16 protein-coding genes are annotated in these 17,904 nt (G+C 37.2%); 14 read left to right on the top strand and 2 right to left on the bottom strand.

The window, feature by feature from the left end:
* Nucleotides 1-9 precede the first annotated feature (9 nt).
* Nucleotides 10-525 carry a disulfide bond formation protein B gene (locus B9T36_RS15225; RefSeq protein ID WP_086210315.1) on the top strand — a complete coding sequence of 172 codons (516 nt, stop codon included), beginning with the start codon at nt 10-12 and terminating at the stop codon, nt 523-525.
* A 54-nt stretch (nt 526-579) separates the two neighbouring features.
* Here the strand turns inward: B9T36_RS15225 and B9T36_RS15220 are convergent, their stop codons facing one another.
* Nucleotides 580-1,911: a hypothetical protein gene (locus B9T36_RS15220; RefSeq protein ID WP_086210314.1), complete on the bottom strand. Its 1,332-nt coding sequence runs from the start codon at nt 1,909-1,911 to the stop codon at nt 580-582.
* A 244-nt stretch (nt 1,912-2,155) separates the two neighbouring features.
* On the opposite strand from B9T36_RS15220, the gene B9T36_RS15215 reads away from it, so the two are divergent.
* The 10 genes from B9T36_RS15215 (at nt 2,156) to B9T36_RS15170 (ending at nt 15,216) form a co-directional block, all read left to right on the top strand.
* Nucleotides 2,156-2,731 (top strand): YqiA/YcfP family alpha/beta fold hydrolase, encoded by a 576-nt coding sequence (locus B9T36_RS15215; protein ID WP_086210313.1) that lies wholly within the window; start codon nt 2,156-2,158, stop codon nt 2,729-2,731.
* 14 nt (nt 2,732-2,745) lie between these two features.
* A complete protein-coding gene (parE, locus tag B9T36_RS15210) occupies nt 2,746-4,626 on the top strand; it encodes a DNA topoisomerase IV subunit B (RefSeq protein ID WP_086210312.1) in 1,881 nt (626 codons plus the stop codon).
* Nucleotides 4,627-4,738: 112 nt separating this feature from the next.
* Nucleotides 4,739-5,374 (top strand): TnsA endonuclease N-terminal domain-containing protein, encoded by a 636-nt coding sequence (locus B9T36_RS15205; protein WP_086210311.1) that lies wholly within the window; start codon nt 4,739-4,741, stop codon nt 5,372-5,374.
* Nucleotides 5,364-7,280 (top strand): integrase catalytic domain-containing protein, encoded by a 1,917-nt coding sequence (locus B9T36_RS15200; RefSeq protein ID WP_086210310.1) that lies wholly within the window; start codon nt 5,364-5,366, stop codon nt 7,278-7,280. The genes B9T36_RS15205 and B9T36_RS15200 overlap by 11 nt, the downstream gene beginning before the upstream one ends.
* Complete coding sequence (locus B9T36_RS15195) at nt 7,280-8,275, top strand: TniB family NTP-binding protein (protein WP_171073732.1); 996 nt, start codon at nt 7,280-7,282, stop codon at nt 8,273-8,275. Before B9T36_RS15200 ends, B9T36_RS15195 begins: the two co-directional genes overlap by 1 nt.
* 28 nt (nt 8,276-8,303) lie before the next feature.
* Entirely contained in the window at nt 8,304-8,822 is a 519-nt protein-coding gene (locus B9T36_RS15190) for a hypothetical protein (RefSeq protein WP_086210309.1), read from the top strand.
* 67 nt (nt 8,823-8,889) lie between these two features.
* Nucleotides 8,890-10,344 carry a TniQ family protein gene (locus B9T36_RS15185; RefSeq protein WP_086210308.1) on the top strand — a complete coding sequence of 485 codons (1,455 nt, stop codon included), beginning with the start codon at nt 8,890-8,892 and terminating at the stop codon, nt 10,342-10,344.
* Nucleotides 10,345-10,502: 158 nt separating this feature from the next.
* On the top strand, nt 10,503-11,759 hold the full coding sequence (locus B9T36_RS15180; RefSeq protein ID WP_086210307.1) for a DNA cytosine methyltransferase: 1,257 nt from the start codon (nt 10,503-10,505) through the stop codon (nt 11,757-11,759).
* The gene (locus tag B9T36_RS15175; RefSeq protein ID WP_086210306.1) at nt 11,759-13,861 is read left to right on the top strand and encodes an ATP-binding protein; all 2,103 of its coding nucleotides are present in this window, start codon (nt 11,759-11,761) and stop codon (nt 13,859-13,861) included. Before B9T36_RS15180 ends, B9T36_RS15175 begins: the two co-directional genes overlap by 1 nt.
* A 20-nt stretch (nt 13,862-13,881) precedes the next feature.
* Nucleotides 13,882-15,216 (top strand): hypothetical protein, encoded by a 1,335-nt coding sequence (locus tag B9T36_RS15170; RefSeq protein ID WP_086210305.1) that lies wholly within the window; start codon nt 13,882-13,884, stop codon nt 15,214-15,216.
* Between the two features lie 5 nt (nt 15,217-15,221).
* Here the strand turns inward: B9T36_RS15170 and B9T36_RS15165 are convergent, their stop codons facing one another.
* Nucleotides 15,222-15,434: a helix-turn-helix domain-containing protein gene (locus tag B9T36_RS15165; protein WP_086210304.1), complete on the bottom strand. Its 213-nt coding sequence runs from the start codon at nt 15,432-15,434 to the stop codon at nt 15,222-15,224.
* A gap of 215 nt (nt 15,435-15,649) precedes the next feature.
* Between B9T36_RS15165 and B9T36_RS15160 the strand changes: the two genes are divergently transcribed.
* The 3 genes from B9T36_RS15160 to B9T36_RS15150 all read left to right on the top strand — a co-directional run bounded on the left by B9T36_RS15160 (nt 15,650) and on the right by B9T36_RS15150 (nt 17,652).
* Nucleotides 15,650-16,006: a hypothetical protein gene (locus tag B9T36_RS15160; protein WP_228147015.1), complete on the top strand. Its 357-nt coding sequence runs from the start codon at nt 15,650-15,652 to the stop codon at nt 16,004-16,006.
* 101 nt (nt 16,007-16,107) lie between these two features.
* Complete coding sequence (locus B9T36_RS15155) at nt 16,108-16,992, top strand: DUF5677 domain-containing protein (protein WP_086210302.1); 885 nt, start codon at nt 16,108-16,110, stop codon at nt 16,990-16,992.
* Between the two features lie 195 nt (nt 16,993-17,187).
* Complete coding sequence (locus B9T36_RS15150; protein WP_086210301.1) at nt 17,188-17,652, top strand: 3'-5' exoribonuclease; 465 nt, start codon at nt 17,188-17,190, stop codon at nt 17,650-17,652.
* The last annotated feature ends 252 nt before the right edge of the window (nt 17,653-17,904 follow it).

Genomic DNA, 17,904 nt, shown 5'->3' with positions numbered 1-17,904 from the left:
GGATTAACCATGCAATGGAGTTATCGCTTCGTGAGTGGTGTGTTGGTTTTAGCCAGTATTATTGGTATGGCCTTTGCCTTGTATTTAGAGCATGGCCCTGCACAGTTGAACCCTTGCCCACTCTGTGTGTTCCAGCGTGTGGGACTGATTGGACTTGGGTTAATTTCACTGATTGCCTTTTTACATAACCCGGCATCAAATGGTTTTAAACGTTTTTATACGTTTCTTGGTAGTGTATCGGTCTTATGGTCTGCAGGTGTGGCAGCACGTCATGTTTGGCTACAAAACTTACCACCTGATCAAGTGCCGAGTTGTGGACCAGGTCTGGATTATTGGTTAGACACCTTGCCTTTGCGTTCAGTGTTTGAACAGGTACTGACAGGTTCTGGTGAATGTGCACTTGTGGATTGGACGTTCTTGGGTCAGTCCTTACCTGTATGGTCTTTGGTGTTTTTTGTGGCACTGGCGTTGATTAGCTTGTGGCAGCTGTTCCGTAAATATCCGAACCACGCAAAGAAAAAATAATAAAGATAAAAAAACCAACGTCATGTTGGCTTTTTTATGAGCTGTATGAGGGGCTTAGGTCAGCGCAATACCCTCAAAATCATCCAGCCCAACCATGTATTCATGCACCTGACCATATTCCGTTTCAGTTGGATTTGGATAGAACCAATGTACGATTTGCTCTGCCACACTGGCATGGGTATGCAGTTCAAAATGGTTTAAGCCATAGAAAATTGCTTTATGCGAATCAGGCACTTTCAATTGAAAGCGTGGATTCATGTGTTCGCCTAAAGCACTTTTTACACTAACTAGATAATCGCCAATCACATTCAGCGCGCGATATTTGCGCTTTTCAAATTCAATCGTACCTGCGATCAAGAATGTATTGATATGTGAGGGCAATGGGGCAGGTTTACGGTTGTCATCAACTTGACCAATACGTGCTTCATTGTGCTCCCAGTCGTCATCACGCACACTGCCATGACGCAAGTCTAGAATGCCATTACTGCGAATATTGACGACATGCCCGATAATTTTGACAAATGGGAAACGCCCGAGTTTATCTTGTAAATGAAAGCCAAAGCGTTCTAAAACTGCGCCATGGTGTGGAGAACCGATACAGACCATGTTTTCCACTACATGAATCCAGCTTTGCATATTCTGTTTGCCATAGAACAGTGCGCTGCGTGAAACCAGCCCACCCATGCTGTGTCCAATCAGATCAATTGAGCTGATACGGGGGTTACGGTTGAGCAAGTCTTGTAAAGTATTAGAAAAGCTACGTCCATTGGCTGAAATACGACGCCCTGTGTTGTAGTTCAAATACAACATCGTGTTTTGGGCACGTTGTGCCAACAGCTTTTCCCCAATACCGCCATAACGCGCTGTACTCCAGTACAAATGATTCATGCATAGACCATGAACCATAATTACCACACGGCCAGATAACTCACCTTGTTGGACAGCGCCATAATGATCATACAGCACCATCGGTAGTGCCACAGGGTTATGGTATTTGAGTAAATAGTCACCCAAAACACCATTCAGCGCCCCAACTAAATAATGCAAGGTTGGGGTTAAGGGTTTATGGTGTAAATTGGGAAATTTTTCAATAATATGGCGTAAACTCGGTGCTAATAAATAGCTACCGTAGTTTTGTAGGGTATTGAAAGAAAATTGGTAAAGCTTCTCAATGTAGCGGGTAGATAGAAACTTTTTTGAGCTGGCCTCGTTCATCCCAAACAAACTGATTAAAATTTCACGCTGAATGGCCTGAATTAAATCATGGACAACGTCGCCTAGGCGCGTGGTAAGCAGCTGAGCAACCCCTTCAAGCACATCGGCTTGGCTGGGAGGAGTACGATCCCATTTACAATAGGTCTCGTGCAGAGGCGTTAAACTTGGCATTTTTTCTACCCTTGAGTTTCTGTGTCGGCAGGGACTTTATTTTTTTCAACGATCACGGTATAAATTCTTAGCACTCTAGCTTATCTAATTCATCTCGAATAACTTTTACAATAGCGATGAATGTAAGGTTGATCTTATTTTTTTGTCTGACAATATTCGATACATACAAAAAAAATCAGTCAGTTAAAAGGATCTCCTTTGAGTGCACAATATAAATGATGATGTGGAAGAGTAAATTTACAGCATGAATATAATTTATTTACATGGCTTTCAAAGCAGTTCTTCATCAATAAAAGGTCAATTGCTGAAACACTACTGTGAAGCCCATTCAGGGTGGCAAGTACATTTACCTGACTTGAATATGCCTCCGCATTTGGCCTTGGAAAAATTAACGGCTTTGATTCAAGAGTTGGATCAAGTGGTGCTCGTGGGGAGCAGTTTAGGCGGTTTTTATGCGACACAATTGGTCGCGAAGTTGGCAGTCCCTGCTGTGCTGATTAACCCTGCTATGCAACCATGGCAATTGTTCAGAGATTTATTTGGTGTGGCTCAGTTGCCTTATAAGGTGAATGAACATTGGACGCTGGATGATGCACAGTTGGATTATCTTGAGCAGATCGAACTGCCATTTGTGCAAGATGCAGACAAAATTTTAGTGTTATTGCAACAAGGCGATGAAGTTTTGGATTATCGTGACGCAGAGCGCTATTATAATGGCGCAGCGCTTGTGATTTCGGAAACGAAAGGCAATCATGCGATGGAAGATTTCGCAGACAAAATACCGATGGCATTACAGTTTTTATCGGACTGCTTAAAATAAGGAAACAGTACAACGTGTCTCAATATACGGCCCAATCCCTTGAAGTATTATCTGGTTTAGATCCGGTACGTCGTCGTCCTGGCATGTATACCGATACCACACGCCCAAACCATTTGGCGCAAGAGGTTATTGATAATGCGGTCGATGAGGCACTTGCAGGTCATGCCAATAAAATTACTGTCACCGTTTATAAAGATGGTTCGCTGTCGGTGGAAGACAATGGTCGTGGTATGCCTGTCGATATCCACCCTGAATATGGTCAAAGCGGCATTGAAATCATTCTGACCAAACTGCATGCAGGGGGTAAATTCAGTACTGACAACTATCAGTTCTCAGGTGGTTTGCATGGTGTTGGAATTTCCGTGGTCAATGCGCTATCTAGCCGAGTTGAGGTGGAAGTTCAACGTCAGGGCAACCTTTACCAAATGGCGTTTGAGCAGGGGGAGCCGACTGCGCCCTTGGTGGTATTAGAAGGTAAAGCACCGAAGCGTGCGACAGGGACTTCTGTTCACTTTTGGCCTGAAGCCAAATATTTTGATTCACCGAAATTTGCCCTGAAAGCGCTGAAGCATAATTTAAAAGCCAAAGCCGTTTTGGCTGCAGGCTTACAAATCAATTATGTTGACCAAATCAATGATGAAAAAATTGTTTGGCAGTTTGAGAATGGCCTCGTCGATTATTTGATGGATGAAATAGAAGATCGTGAGATTCTGCCTCATCCAGCCTTTGTGGCTACAGGAGATGCTGAGCGTGCCAGTGCCGAATTTGCCATTTGCTGGAATGTTGATGGCGGTGAGTTGGTTCAAGAAAGTTATGTGAACTTGATTCCAACCGCGCAGGGCGGAACCCACGTGAATGGCCTACGTTCAGGCGTGACCGATGCAATGCGCGAGTTTTGTGAGCTTCGTAGCTTATTGCCAAGAAACATGAAGCTTTCTGCTGAAGATGTTTGGGATGGTGTGAACTATATTTTGTCGCTCAAGTTCCAAGAGCCACAGTTCTCAGGGCAAACTAAAGAACGTTTATCCAGTCGTGAAGCAGCAGGGATTGTCCAAAATATCGCCAAAGATGCTTTTGCACTGTGGTTAAACCAAAACTCCGATATTGCCATGCAGTTAGCGGAAATGGCGATCTCGAAAGCGGGTCGTCGTCTGAAAGCTGCGAAAAAGGTTGAACGTAAGAAGATTGTGGCAGGGCCAACATTACCCGGAAAACTGTCAGACTGTGTTGGACATACCTTAGAAGAGTCTGAACTGTTTATTGTGGAAGGGGATTCTGCGGGGGGGTCAGCTAAACAAGCACGTGATAAAAACTTCCAAGCGATCATGCCAATTCGTGGGAAAATCTTAAATACTTGGGAAGTCTCTTCCGATGAAGTCTTGGCTTCGCAAGAAGTGCATAACATTGCGATTGCCATAGGAGTCGATCCGGGGTCGGATGATTTATCAGAACTACGTTATGGCAAGATTTGTATTTTGGCCGATGCTGACTCGGATGGTCTACACATTGCGACGCTACTGTGTGCTTTGTTTGTGAAGCATTTTCCTGTCTTGGTTGAAGAAGGACATCTGTATGTGGCGATGCCACCGCTGTATCGAATTGATGATGCCAAAGATGTGCACTATGCCTTGGATGATGAAGAGCTGGAAAGCATTTTAAAAAAATGTAAAACCAAGAACCCACAAATTACCCGATTCAAAGGTTTGGGTGAAATGAATGCTAGCCAACTACGGGAAACTACACTGGATCCGAATACACGCCGTTTGGTGCAGTTGGACTTGGATGATAGTCATTTCACCGCAGGTTTATTGGATAAATTGCTGGCTAAAAAACGTTCGAGTGACCGTAAAGAGTGGTTAGAGCAAAAAGGCAATTTGGCAGAGCTAGTGGTTTAATGTAGATTGTAGGATAAGTTTATAAAATTGTAGGAATAGTCTATAAATTATGTAGGATAAACTTATAAAAAAGCTTATAATTTGAACAAGGAAGTTCAGGATGAGCTAGAAAATGAATAGCCCTGCGCGTAAAATTCAGAAATCTGCTGTTAAAAATATTGTTCGCTTCCCTTCAATAAAGGCTAATGATGGAAAGACAATTCTTGTTGAATCCATCTTAGAGTCGAAATATTGTCTTTACCTAGAATTTGACGCAGAGGTTGAAAGGTATTTTCCGCAACCTCGAAAATTTGAGATTCCTAAAGATGATGGTGGTAGTAGTATCTATACACCTGATTTTGAAGTTATTTATACTTCTGGTGTTCGGAAATATGTTGAGGTCAAACCCTCTGAAAATACTCAAACCGAACACTATAAGTCCCTCTTTTCTCGCTTTTCCAATTTCTTGCAGGATACTAATACAGACTTTCTGATAGTGAGTGAAATTGAAATCTATCAGCAGCCATTGCTATCAAACTATGAAAAGCTTTATCAATATAGAAAACGCCCCTTATTAAAAATGAAGAATCTTCAGCAGTGTGCCGAAGATATTAAAGATTCGATGCCATTAGTACAGTTAGTAAATAGACTTGGTGATCGTGCACACTTGAGAGAAATATATTCATGGATTGCGCTGGGGTATTTGCGATTTGATATGAGCTCTGAGCCATTGAGTATGACAACAGAGGTGAAATTTGATGTCTGTTGAGTTATGGGAACAAGGTGTAATCATTGAGTTTAACAATGGCATTCCTTTTCATCGTGCTATGGTCAGGTTTGTAGGAAAAGCAGAAGTTGTTTTAGCAGATATCGAGAATGGGGCCGTATCTAGATTGAGTCGAGAAGAACTGGGTACAGTGTATGCTTCAGGAGGTATCAAATTTCTTGCTGAGTCACGAGATTTCGGGGATCTTAAGCTTATTGATCTTTCAGAAGCTGAGCAGCGTGAAACCAATAGAAAATATAAATATATCAAAAGGCTTCAGGAAAATGGTATTAGCAAAATCACTGAGAAAAGTGCCAGAAATACGATAGATGAAGTTGCTTTAGAATTAGGTGAAAAAGCACCACATTGGCAATCAGTAAGAAGTTGGTACGTGAGTTTTGTCGAGGCAGGTCTAAAGATACGAGGTCTTTATCCTAAGCATCGATTTAAAGGTCATAGAAACCCTAAGATTGATATAAAAGTTATTGAAATTATTGAAGATGCTGCAAAGCGATATTACACACTTAGCCAGTCGTCAATGGCTTCGGTAGTTCGTAATGTTGAAGCTAAAATTATGTCACACAATTTAGATCATCCTGATGCGCCGCTTCAGAAACCTACATATCATACCGTTCAGGATCGTGTTTTACGTGGACTTTACCAAACTAAGAGAAAAGGGCGACATGGAGCTCGAGTTTTGCAGGCTGAACTTGCTAAAGCATTAAGTGGAATGACTACCACTAGAGTCTTAGAACGTGTTGAACTTGATCATACTCAGTTGGATATTCATGTTCTGCATGACGACTATAAAACCTTACTTGGCCGGCCTTATATTACTGCTTTGATAGATCATTATTCTGGAATGTTACTTGGGTTTCAAATGTCTTTTGAAGAGCCTTCATATGCATCAGTTTGTTTGGCTTGTTTGAATGCATTTTTGCCAAAAGATGATTGTGTGAAAGAGTTGGGCTTAAACAATTTGTGGCCTGCTCACGGTATTCCTTCTACACTTGTAACAGACAATGGTAATGAGTTTTGGGGACAGAAGTTTATTGCTGTTGCAGATGAATTAGGGGCCGTTTTTCAGTATTGTCCGATTCGTAAAGGTAATTATAAAAGTCGTATTGAACGTTTCTTCGGTATAGTTAATGCACTAGTGCTTGATGATTTGCCTGGTGTGGTTAGAAAAATTGGTAAATCTGGGGACGGCTATGATGCACGGCAGGAAGCTGTGCTCACATTTTCAGAGTTTAAACGCTATTTCGTGAAGTGGGTGACAGAAGATTATCACCATACACCTATAGAAGATTCAGATTTAACACCGTATGAAATTTGGATGAGTTCGGAGGAATGCTTTCCAGTACCAGTAGAAGATAAAGAAGAGTTGACTACTATTTTATTGGCTACTACTACACGTACACTACATAAAGGTGGTATCGAAATTTTTTCGATGAACTATGACTCAAGCCTTCTCAAAGACTTATATAGAAGAGATGGGCCTGGAGAGGTAACTGTAAAATACAATCCTTTTGATATTGGTTATATATTGGTGCTAGATAAGATTAACAAGGTCTATTTAAAAGTAGATTGCTTGAAATATTCTTATGCCTCCAATCTTTCTGAGTTTGAGCATAAGAAGATCCGAGCTGCTGCAAAAGCTGTTCGACAATCCAAATTTGATAACTTGAATCTCCAAAAGGCTAAAGTTCAACTTGCTAAAGAACGTGAAGAGTATCATGCAAGAAATGCTCGAAAAAATAAGCAAGTAACAACATCAAAAGTAGCAAGATCAGATAAAACAGGTATCCCTAATATTAGTCTTGTGGGGGATAACTCACATCGCACGATGAAAGTTGATTTTGAGGATGATGGGGATAATCTCAGCTTAAATGGATGGAGTATGGGTTAATGAGAACTACATTTGAGGATCATCCATTCATTAAAAGTCCATTTCTTACGAAGATGGTGAATCTATTTGATTCTTTGCGCAATAAGAAGAAAAAATACGGTGTTGCTTCTTGTATGTTGGTAACTGGAGAATCTGGGAGCGGGAAATCTGAGTTAGCAAAATATTATGCAAAGAATAATCCGAAAATAGAACAAGCGGAGCGGACACATATCCCCGTTCTACACTACGAACTAAGATCAGTTTCTACACCAGAAGAATTCCTAAGATCGTTGTTAGTTACTATTGGTGATCCACAGTGTGGACGGGGTGCGAGAAACAAAGGTGAGCTTTATGAGCGATTGATTACGCTACTTAAAGTGGTTGGTATCGAGTTGCTAATCCTTGATGAAATTCAAGTGATCATTGAACGTCGTAGTGCAAAGGTTGTTACAGGAATTGCAGATTTATTCAAAGATCTAATCAATGATACTGAAATACCGATTATTTTTATGGGAATGCCTTGGAGTAGATATCTTGTTGAATCGAATCAGCAATTAGCACGTCGAATATCATACCGTTACACCATTCCACCCTTTAGGATCAGTAGTAACGAGGATCGTGATGATTACAGAAGACTTTTGATGTGCCTATCAGAAGCATATGGGTTGTCTAAAAAGATTAAATTGGAAGAAGTTACAATGTCGCTAAGGTTTTTTAGCGCAACGAGTGGAAATCTAGCAACTACGGTTAACATTGTTCGAGATGCTAAGATGATGTCTGAAATGGAAGATATGAAGGTAGATACTGATTTGTTTGCTGAGGTTCTTAGCAGCTATGGTATTGATGAGCGAAATAATGCTTTTTTACAGCCTATTGAGAAGTTGGTTTTGAGAGAGCTCATTGTTCATTCAGATTGGCATTTTGGGTATAGGGCAAATAAAAATGCGATCATCGATGCTGAATATATTGAGTTTGGCGTATCAAAAAGCAATAAAGTGTATTGTTTGGCAGGATAAATGATAAATTGTTTCAAGGTGAAGCATTGTGTTACTTGATCGATTACGACCAAATGATCAGCAAAAATTTAGTGATTACTTGAATGATTTGGGAAAGAAAAATGGTTTCACTGATATCCAAACCTTTAAAAAATTTCTAATAAATTCCTCTAAAAAACGGTATTACATCTATTCTATTGATAGTATTAATATATTTAGAATTATTTCTGGGCTTTATATTGAACTTGGTATTGATCAAGTAGAAGATCCAGATATTATGCGGACACAATGTTTCAGATGCCTTGATCGATACCCAGAAAACTGGTCGTGGAGTCAGATAGCTGAATATCCATGTGTAGGGCCGACTTTTACTAGTAAAAAATATGAGCCATTACAGCAATTATTTAAAACTAAAAATAAAGAAGAATATTGTGGTTTGATACAGTGTTCTATGAGTAAGCTTGGGCTAAATACTTCACCTCTGTCAGATAGGACTTATTTCGCTGATCTAATCCCAGAAGGAACTTTATCTTCAAAGAAATATGGATTGATAAAGAAATATCTATAGATAGACTGATAGTCTTAAGATTTTGGTGGGTATTGGATACTTTACTATTGATTGTGAGATCATTGAGATGCTTCTCGCCAGACCTAGAATCGAACCAAATGAATGCTTAGTTAGTTATTTAATTCGAATATCAGAGAAAAATGGCTTTAAGCACATAGGTCATTTGCTGCGTCACGCTGGTTTGGCTTGGAAAAATAATCGTGTACCAGTTCATCAGATTTTAACTGGTGAGTTTGATCTTAATGTGTATTTATTGCAGCTTGGGTTAACAACTTTCTCCTCTAAAATTGGGCCAATATCTCAATCTTTTCAAAATGTTATTGATACGCACTATCTACTTGTTAAATATCCAAAGGTATGTCCAGATTGTATTGAAGAATTTGGATTCTGTAGATTTGAATGGAGCTTATTGCCATACCTTGCATGTGTTCGACATGGAAAATTATTGATAGATATTTCTGGTACTGGCAAACGACTAAATTGGTATCGTAGGTATTTAAATAAGTTTGATGATACTGATGTTATCAACTCATTAAGTGATGTTGCTCCGACTGAGGCAATCAAACTCAGTCAATATATTGAAGAACTGTTACAAGGAGGAAATAGAATTTCTTGTCCTGAAATTCTACATGGTTTGGAGCTCCGAGAATCTCTTAGCTTAATTCATTTTATTGCTCATTATAGATCAAGGTTATTGGATGGTTCATTTCAACCTCTTTCGATAACGAATGGTGAGCTTGTTCAACATTATCAGTACGTATGGGCAATGCTTGAAAATTGGCCAGATACTTACTACAAGTTTCTCAACCAATATCTTGAGCATCCGATGAGCAATAAAGGTGTTGGGGGCCTACATAAACATTTTAGGGATTTATATGAGTCTCTACATCGTCAGGGTGAAAATAAGGGGATTGCTCGGATAAAAGTTGAATTTGACTATTACATAGAGAAATATTGGCCTAGTGTCTTAGAGTCGACGCGTGTAACACGTATTCAGTTAACTACCCGAGAACGAAATATTGTTTCCAAAAAGGAAGCTGCCAAAATTCTTAATTGTCATCCAGATAGAGTAGATAAATTAGTACAACAACAAAAGCTTAAACCTCGTGTTTTTGAAGGGAAAAAGCACTATTCCCGTGAACAGGTTGAGGGCCTTGCAATACAGATATACTCAAATTGGTCGATGGATGAGGCTTGTGAGGCATTACAGCTCACAAGATACCAGCTAAAGCAGTTGTTAGATGCCGGAATATTACATACGTTTCAGCGCCCAGATGCGTTCAACCGTGATTGGATCATTGATAAAGCACAATGTCAGGAGCTGATAGTAAGCTTGAGCCAGAAAGCACGGAAGAGCCCCACACTTTCGGGATCACTCTCAATGATAAGCATGCAGCGTAGAGGCTACTCAATAGTTCGATTAATTCTAGCTATGCAAGCTGGGCAGATTGAGTTTGGGCAACTCTACGTTGTTGATCGACCTTTAAGTTTTAAGCAATTTACAGATTTTGCTTTCAAATAGCATTTGGGACCACTAAAGATCGATCGTAAGAACCGATAGATTTTGAATAGAAACCGTTGGGGTGCTAGGGTTTTAGCCTTTTAAATTAGTTACTATATTTTTGCTAAATCTTAAGTTTCCTGGTATCCTGGCACTTATTTATTTTCTATTGATGTATTATGTCTAGCACTTTAAAATTTCTTGATTTATTCGCTGGTGCTGGCGGCTTGTCAGAGGGGTTTATTCGTGCTGGGTTCAAACCAATTGCCCACGTTGAAGCAGATGCCTCAGCATGCTTTACGCTAAAAACGCGCCAAGCTTTTCATTGGTTAAAAAACAATAATTCGATAGATTTATATTCAAAATATTTAAAAAATGAGATTACTCGAAATGAGCTGTATAGTGCTGTTCCAATAAGTGAAATCGACTCTGTTATCAACGAATTTATTGGTCCAGATACTCTAGATAATATTTTTCAAAAAGTAGATGAACAATTAGGTAAATCTAAATTAGATTTAATTATTGGAGGGCCACCTTGCCAAGCCTATTCTCTTATTGGTAGGGCACGTGGAAATATGGATGATGATCCCAGAAATCATTTATACAAATACTATGCTGAGTTTTTGAAAAGATATAAACCTAAATATTTTGTCTTTGAAAATGTGCTGGGACTTTTGACTGCAACAAACCCTAATGGTGAACTCTACTTTGATAAGATGAGAGCCCTATTTGTCGAAATAGGTTATACAATTGAGTATAGAGTACTATCTGCAAATGAATATGGTGTTCTACAAAATCGTAAACGCATTATTTTGGTAGGCAAACGAGGTCATCGCAGTAAGAAATCTTTTTATCCTGAACCTGAACAATGGCTGCCACAAGCTAATGTGTGGGATCTATTTAAAGATCTCCCTCAAATACCTGCTGGTGGAGGTCAAACTAGGCCAGTAGAGCCGATCAGTAAGCCGTCAGAATGGCTTGAACAAGCTCAAATTTATTCAAATCTTCCCCTAACTTGGCATGAAGCTCGTCCACATTCTAAACAAGATTTAGAAATTTATCAGTATGCTGTCAATTTATGGAATACTGAGAAAAGACGATTACATTATGATGATTTACCTGAATATTTAAAAAGTCATAAAGGTAGAAATTCCTTTGTCGACCGCTTTAAAGTAGTTGCTGGTAATTTAGCTGCCTGCCATACTGTTGTTGCACATATATCTAAAGATGGACATCATTATATTCATCCAGATATTGAGCAAAATCGGTCGATTACACCTAGAGAAGCCGCTAGAATTCAAAGTTTTCCTGACGACTACTATTTTGAAAATGTATCAGGTAAGCCTGCACGTACTAGTGCTTTTAAACAAATTGGTAATGCTGTACCTGTTTTACTTGCGCAAAAAATTGCAGAAAAATTATTAAAGGATTGGTAATGACTGAAAATTATATTACTTCCGAAGATTTGGCATTTCGCCCACGAGCACGCTTATTGCAAATGTTAGGTGATCAACTAATCGGTTCTTCTCGCCTAGCAATTTTTGAGCTTGTGAAAAATGCTTATGATGCTGATGCCGATACTGTCTTAATTACATTAGATAAAATCAACACCCCAAGTGCAAAAATCATTGTTGAAGATAATGGTGAGGGTATGTCAGCTGATATTATTAAAAATATTTGGCTTGTCCCTGCTCATGATCATAAGGAACAGCAAAAAAAAGAAAAAAGACGAACCAAAGCTGGTCGTTTACCTTTAGGGGAGAAAGGTTTAGGAAGATTCGCAGTACATAAATTAGGAAATGAAATTCAATTAATCACCAGATCTGAAAACTCTGATGAATGTGTTCTTCACATTAACTGGCAAGATTTAATTGACAAACCTTTTCTAGAAGATACCCGTGTAGAAGTAATTACAAGAACACCTATAGTCTTTACGGGAGAAAATACAGGTACTCAAATTACTATAAGTAATTTGAGAGAACAAAGCTGGTCTCGTGGCGATGTAAGAAAACTTTTACGCCAAATTACTTCGATCTCTACACCTTTTAATGAAAAGCGAAGTGACAAGTTTGAAACATTACTTGAAGTTAAAGGACATCCTGACTGGACTGAAGGTGTTTCAGATATTGATAAATTAAAGGAAAGAGCTCCTTGGCATATCTCATTTTCAATCGCCAATGGTTTACTATCTTTAAACTATAATTTTATTGGTGTTCCTGGAATCAAAGTAGAGCCTCGTCAAGAATTATTAGAAAATGAGAAACTTTTATTACCATCAAATTTGAAAAAAAACAAAGTTGTTGTGGAGCCTGAGGACTTACATGGAATTGGTGATATAAGCGGTGAATTTTTTATCTATGATCGCGATAAACTAGTTATATCTAAGTTTGGAGAGCAGCAACTTGTTGAAAGCTTCCTAAATGAAAATGGCGGTATTCGTGTATATCGAGATAACATACGAGTTTATAACTATGGTGAACCTGGTGATGATTGGCTCGGTTTAGATTTGCGACGAGTCAATGTACCTGGTAGGCATATTAGTCGTAATATCATTGTTGGATCTTTAGATCTTAGTGTTGAAGATAGTTTTGATCTTCAAGAGAAAACTAATCGAGAAGGCTTTATTGAAAATGAGACGTACGAAAGATTCCAACAAATTGTATTAAGTGTACTAACTATTGTTGAGACAGAGCGCCAAAAAGATAAAGAACGTATAAGACAAGTAACTGAAACTGGTAAAAATATAGAAGAGAAAAAAATTGAAAAGCCATTAACTGAGCTCAGAAAACTGGCAAAGAAACATAATTTAACTGAGGAATTAGAACCATTAATTGAGAAAACTGAGAAAAATTATAATGAAATGCGTGAAGTAATGCTTACTTCAGGTTTTAATAATATGGGACTAGCTATTGTTTTTCATGAAGTTGAACATGGTGTTAGATCTTTATATCGGACTATTGAGCATAGTGAAGATATTACTTTAATTAAAGATCATGCCTATGAACTTGTGAAAATTTTAGATAGTTTCTCTGACTTATTGAGAAAAGGTGATAATAAGCCTGCGAGTTTAAAAAACTTGATTCGTCGTGCAAGAGATATTGCCTCGATTCGATTCAGAGCACATAAGGTTCAATTCGTTTGTCCATTCTTGGAAGATAATATTCCTGATATTGAACAAAAATATATTTTTAAAATATTAATTGGTTGTTTAAACAATATCTTTGATAATTCAATATATTGGCTTCAAGCACGTTGGCCTGAAGATACTATAGGTCAGAGAAAGATTTATATAGATGTACGTAGAGACTTTTATGGTAAAACAGCAATTATTGTTGCCGATAATGGTCCAGGCTTCCAAGATGAGCAAGAGCAGTTAGTAAAACCATTCTTCACTAGAAGACCAAATGGAATGGGAATTGGTTTATATTATGTAAATCTTGCAATGGAGGTAAATAAAGGGCGTCTAGTTATTCTTGATGATCAGGATGATGTACCAAAAGAGTTTGATGGTGCAGCTATGGCTTTAGTTTTTGATTAATTTTTTGGGTTAAATTAATAATGTTAACACCTCCACGTTTTGTTGTACTTGATGATAAAAAAGAACACCTAGAGCCTATTATTGAGACATTTAAACTTATTGGTTCTTCATGTATTGGGGTTCAATATAATGAAGAAGATGCCTCTCATTTACATCAAGACTATTACAAAGGTGTGAGAGGTTTATTTGTAGATTTAAATTTATCTGGTAGTAGTTCATTAGGATCAAGTACCCATTATGCTGAAATTACTAGAATTTTAGAGACAGTTATTTCATGTGATAACGGCCCTTTTATAATGATTCTATGGACAGATAATCCACAAGAGTGTGATCAATTAATTGAATATATTGAAACTCGTTTAGATCCGAATAAAAAATATTGCAAACCTTTACTTATCAAATCTTTATCTAAAACTATGTATATTGATGCTAATAGTTCAATAAAAGAAAGTAATCGTGAAGCATTCAAAGAAGAAATTAAAAGTTTTTTTTCATCTGTTCCACAAATAGCAGCACTTTTTGATTGGGAGTCGAAAGTCTTAGAAGCTGTAAATCAAACTCTAATTGAACTAATGAATCTAGTTCCAAGTGATAAAAGAAATTTCAATGATTATCCATCTGAAATAGATAAGGTACTCAGTTTTATTACAAGTTCTACTTTGGGTGATGGGCATGTTAATAAAGATCCGCAACAGGCTTTCAATATTACAATTGCACCAATTTTAACGGACAAGATTTTAAATAATAAAAATTCAAGCACACAAATTTGGAAAGATGCTATTACAAAGGTCAATACACCAGATTCCAAAATCACAGATCCGCAAGCTGTGGGTAAATATAATAAGATGCTACATCTTGCTGTTACTGGATACGAGAATATGTCTCCTTTAGATTGGGGTGCAGTATTAAAACCAATCTATTGGGGTAATGAAATGACATGTGATTTATTTGGACTAACCACTTCACAAATTCAAACAGAGGTTTTTGGTCTCAAAATTGAAACCTCTACAAGCTATGAACCCATATTTGTTAGATTGGGTGCAGTTTGTGATTATGCACAACAAAAAGAGGGGCTTATTCCATATTATTTGGGATATAAAATATCAATAAAAGAAAAGCTTAAGAGAAAATATGATTTTGAGTGGGTATCACCGCTATTCTTTACTGATCAAGAGAAAGAACCTTTTCATATTGTAGTGAACTTAAAATATTTAATTTCTTTACCCAAATATAAAACTTCAATGTTTGAAGCGAAATATAGACTAAGAGAGCAATTGCTCAATCAATTAATTTTAAGAGCAAGTAACCATGCTTCAAGACCTGGTATTGCTGAATTATTCGTATCTAAACCTTAAAAAAACTAAGGTAATAAATTTTGTGGACTGATTCCTAGGACTTTAGATAGTTCATAAATTTTCTCAAGAGTAGGATTTACTTCCCCTCTTTCAATCCTCCCCAGATAGCTACGATCTATGTTACAGAGCAATGCTAATTGCTCTTGTGACATATTTATTTCTTTTCTGTACTTGCGAACCAATTGCCCAAATTGAATAGTAAGTTCTGACATAAACATTTAAATGCTTAAAAAACAGAACTATCACTATTTGAGGACTATATATCCACGGATTATAATCCTCTTTTTAAGTTTTCTAGTTTTCACTCATGCAACCAATAGCTTCTCCTATCTTTGAATCTTTTCTTGTACTTCTATCTCAAAACCAGATCGATGGATGGACCTGTAATCAAATTTGGAACACATTGAATCCTTCTAAGGAAGAAAAGCAAAGAATGAATCAACAACAGCTTTATAGACTTCTAAGAAAGCTCATAAAGCAAGGTTATTTAACAAAAAAAATTAATCTAGATAACCCAAGACTTTCAATATTTATTGAAACCGAAAGCATGAATTCAATTAGACAACAATTTAACGATCAAAGCGCCCAAAATGACTTTTTACGAGTTGGATTGAAGACTAAAGAATTACTAGAAAAGCAAAAACTTTATGAAAACCAAATTAGAGCTTCTGAACAAGCTCTAATAGAATTTCCTCAACTAACGTGTGAAATCATGAAAAAGAAAAGACAGTTGCTTCATGATGTAGAACAACTACGAGCTTACGCTGACTTTCTGAGATCATTAATATGATATAGAAATGATTTACTTATATGACTTTAAAATATTGATAAATTAAGGGCATGATGAGTTCTCATTCATTAAATAATTAAAGTTATGTAAGGATAATTTATATGCTCGAATCAAATAACGGAGAATTAAAAATAATATTTCGTTCTTGGGCTGGCTTAGCCAGTCACTTTATAGGTTCTTGTTTTGATATAGCCTCTCCTTATCTTGATCAAGAATATAAAGATGTGAATCCACTTGTTCGCTTCGTAAGCTCACAGTTATTTATTGACTGTCATTTAACCTCCGAAAGTGTATTAATACTACTTATGGAAGGTAAGGAATGGGATGCTGACATATTGTGTCGCTCGATCTTAGAAGGTTCTTTCAAATATATTTATATATTATTAGGCTCTCCTGAAGAAGTTGTGAAAAAAGTTGAAGAGTATTGGTTAATTTTACCTATGTTTTCAGATATCAAACGTAGTGAAAGAGTCTCTTTTTTACTTTCAAAACTTGAAGAAACAGAGCAAGATAAAGAATGGGAAGCTCTCAGAGAGCAAATTATAGATGAAACCCAAATAAATCTGATTAGAAGCAAATATAATAAAAAGCAAAGAAAGGCTATGGAAGAGCAATGGTCTTTCTCTGGTATTTGTAAATATTTTAAAGATTCTAAGCAGGCTCAACTCGAATTCCTTAGTGGCCTTACTTATAGTTATGGGGCAAGTAGTCATCTATTACATAAAGATGCAGATGGAATAGGAATGGTATGGGAGAGAAGAGGCCGAGGAAATGATCGACGTGAAGCAGTGACATTAGGGCATACAGCAAGAATAATTTTTGATATTTGTACAACTACAAAACTACGTTTATCTTATCTTCTACAATATTATGGCAAAGATACGGAATGTATTAATGAATTAGAAATAAAGTACGCTATATTATTTGAGCAATTAAATAACGCGGTTAAGAATTTCAACAAAGTTGAATATCCAGATAAAATTTAAATTGGCTTGAATTTTTAGTATAAAACTTCTCTACTTTCATACAATATTTTGGCAAAGATACGACATGTATCAATGAAGCTATCTACTTATCTTACGTTTAAAAGAGAGTAAGTATCAGTATAAGACTAATAGATATGGTATTCACGGTATATCTGAGGGTGTTCTAAATTGTGTTTATGTATCGTGAGATGATAAATGTATTTATTTTTGGATTGTGAATTTAATGGCTGGCATGATCAAGGTACAGGTGAGTTGATCTCATTAGGTTTGGTGTCTGGTGACGGTAAATATGAGTTTTATGAGGTGGTGGGCTGTAAAAATCCTAGTCCCTTCGTTGAACAACACGTAATGCCAATTTTAGGGCAATCAGCTATTCCTATGTGGGAATTAGTTAATAAGTTATGCAGTTTCTTATGGGAAGTGGACTCTCAAGGAGAGACGCACATTACTATCGTAGCTGACTATCCTTCAGATATAGAGTTATTTAACCGTATTTTGCTCTTAGGACAAGGGCAATGTATCAATGTTCCAGTATTAGGTTTCTTACTCGATTTGTCACTCACTACGAAGAAATCTATGATTCCTCACAATGCATTAGCTGATGCTAGAGCTTTGAGCAAAGATTATGCATTGAAATACGCTCATAAAATTGTAAAGTGAGTTGGCATTGAAATTAGCCACAAAAAAGTGGCTTTTTATAATCTTATCCTACAATTTAATTTATAGACTTATGCTTCAAAAGGCTTAGTTGAGCGGATACTAGGCCATTTTTTATAAAGTTATCCTACAACTGACATTTAAATTTATTATAAGTACATCAAAAGCCCGCATATTGAACTGCACCCCGAAAGTTGGACACATTTAGTCTAACTTAGAGGGTGCTTTTTTATGGGCATATTTAATCTTCGGGTG

It is taken from the genome of Acinetobacter sp. ANC 4204, assembly GCF_002135205.1.
Classification (GTDB): domain Bacteria; phylum Pseudomonadota; class Gammaproteobacteria; order Pseudomonadales; family Moraxellaceae; genus Acinetobacter.
The sequence above is the reverse complement of the archived record's forward strand: the minus strand, read 5'-3'. Positions and strand labels throughout refer to the sequence as shown.

Excerpts from the sequence above, each read along its gene's own strand:
- B9T36_RS15225 (WP_086210315.1), top strand. The coding sequence starts at position 10 with ATGCAATGGAGTTATCGCTTCGTGAGTGGTGTGTTGGTTTTAGCCAGT.
- B9T36_RS15220 (WP_086210314.1), bottom strand. The coding sequence starts at position 1,911 with ATGCCAAGTTTAACGCCTCTGCACGAGACCTATTGTAAATGGGATCGT.
- B9T36_RS15215 (WP_086210313.1), top strand. The coding sequence starts at position 2,156 with ATGAATATAATTTATTTACATGGCTTTCAAAGCAGTTCTTCATCAATA.
- B9T36_RS15205 (WP_086210311.1), top strand. The coding sequence starts at position 4,739 with ATGAATAGCCCTGCGCGTAAAATTCAGAAATCTGCTGTTAAAAATATT.
- B9T36_RS15200 (WP_086210310.1), top strand. The coding sequence starts at position 5,364 with ATGTCTGTTGAGTTATGGGAACAAGGTGTAATCATTGAGTTTAACAAT.
- B9T36_RS15195 (WP_171073732.1), top strand. The coding sequence starts at position 7,280 with ATGAGAACTACATTTGAGGATCATCCATTCATTAAAAGTCCATTTCTT.
- B9T36_RS15185 (WP_086210308.1), top strand. The coding sequence starts at position 8,890 with ATGCTTCTCGCCAGACCTAGAATCGAACCAAATGAATGCTTAGTTAGT.
- B9T36_RS15180 (WP_086210307.1), top strand. The coding sequence starts at position 10,503 with ATGTCTAGCACTTTAAAATTTCTTGATTTATTCGCTGGTGCTGGCGGC.
- B9T36_RS15175 (WP_086210306.1), top strand. The coding sequence starts at position 11,759 with ATGACTGAAAATTATATTACTTCCGAAGATTTGGCATTTCGCCCACGA.
- B9T36_RS15170 (WP_086210305.1), top strand. The coding sequence starts at position 13,882 with ATGTTAACACCTCCACGTTTTGTTGTACTTGATGATAAAAAAGAACAC.
- B9T36_RS15165 (WP_086210304.1), bottom strand. The coding sequence starts at position 15,434 with ATGTTTATGTCAGAACTTACTATTCAATTTGGGCAATTGGTTCGCAAG.
- B9T36_RS15160 (WP_228147015.1), top strand. The coding sequence starts at position 15,650 with ATGAATCAACAACAGCTTTATAGACTTCTAAGAAAGCTCATAAAGCAA.
- B9T36_RS15155 (WP_086210302.1), top strand. The coding sequence starts at position 16,108 with ATGCTCGAATCAAATAACGGAGAATTAAAAATAATATTTCGTTCTTGG.
- B9T36_RS15150 (WP_086210301.1), top strand. The coding sequence starts at position 17,188 with ATGTATTTATTTTTGGATTGTGAATTTAATGGCTGGCATGATCAAGGT.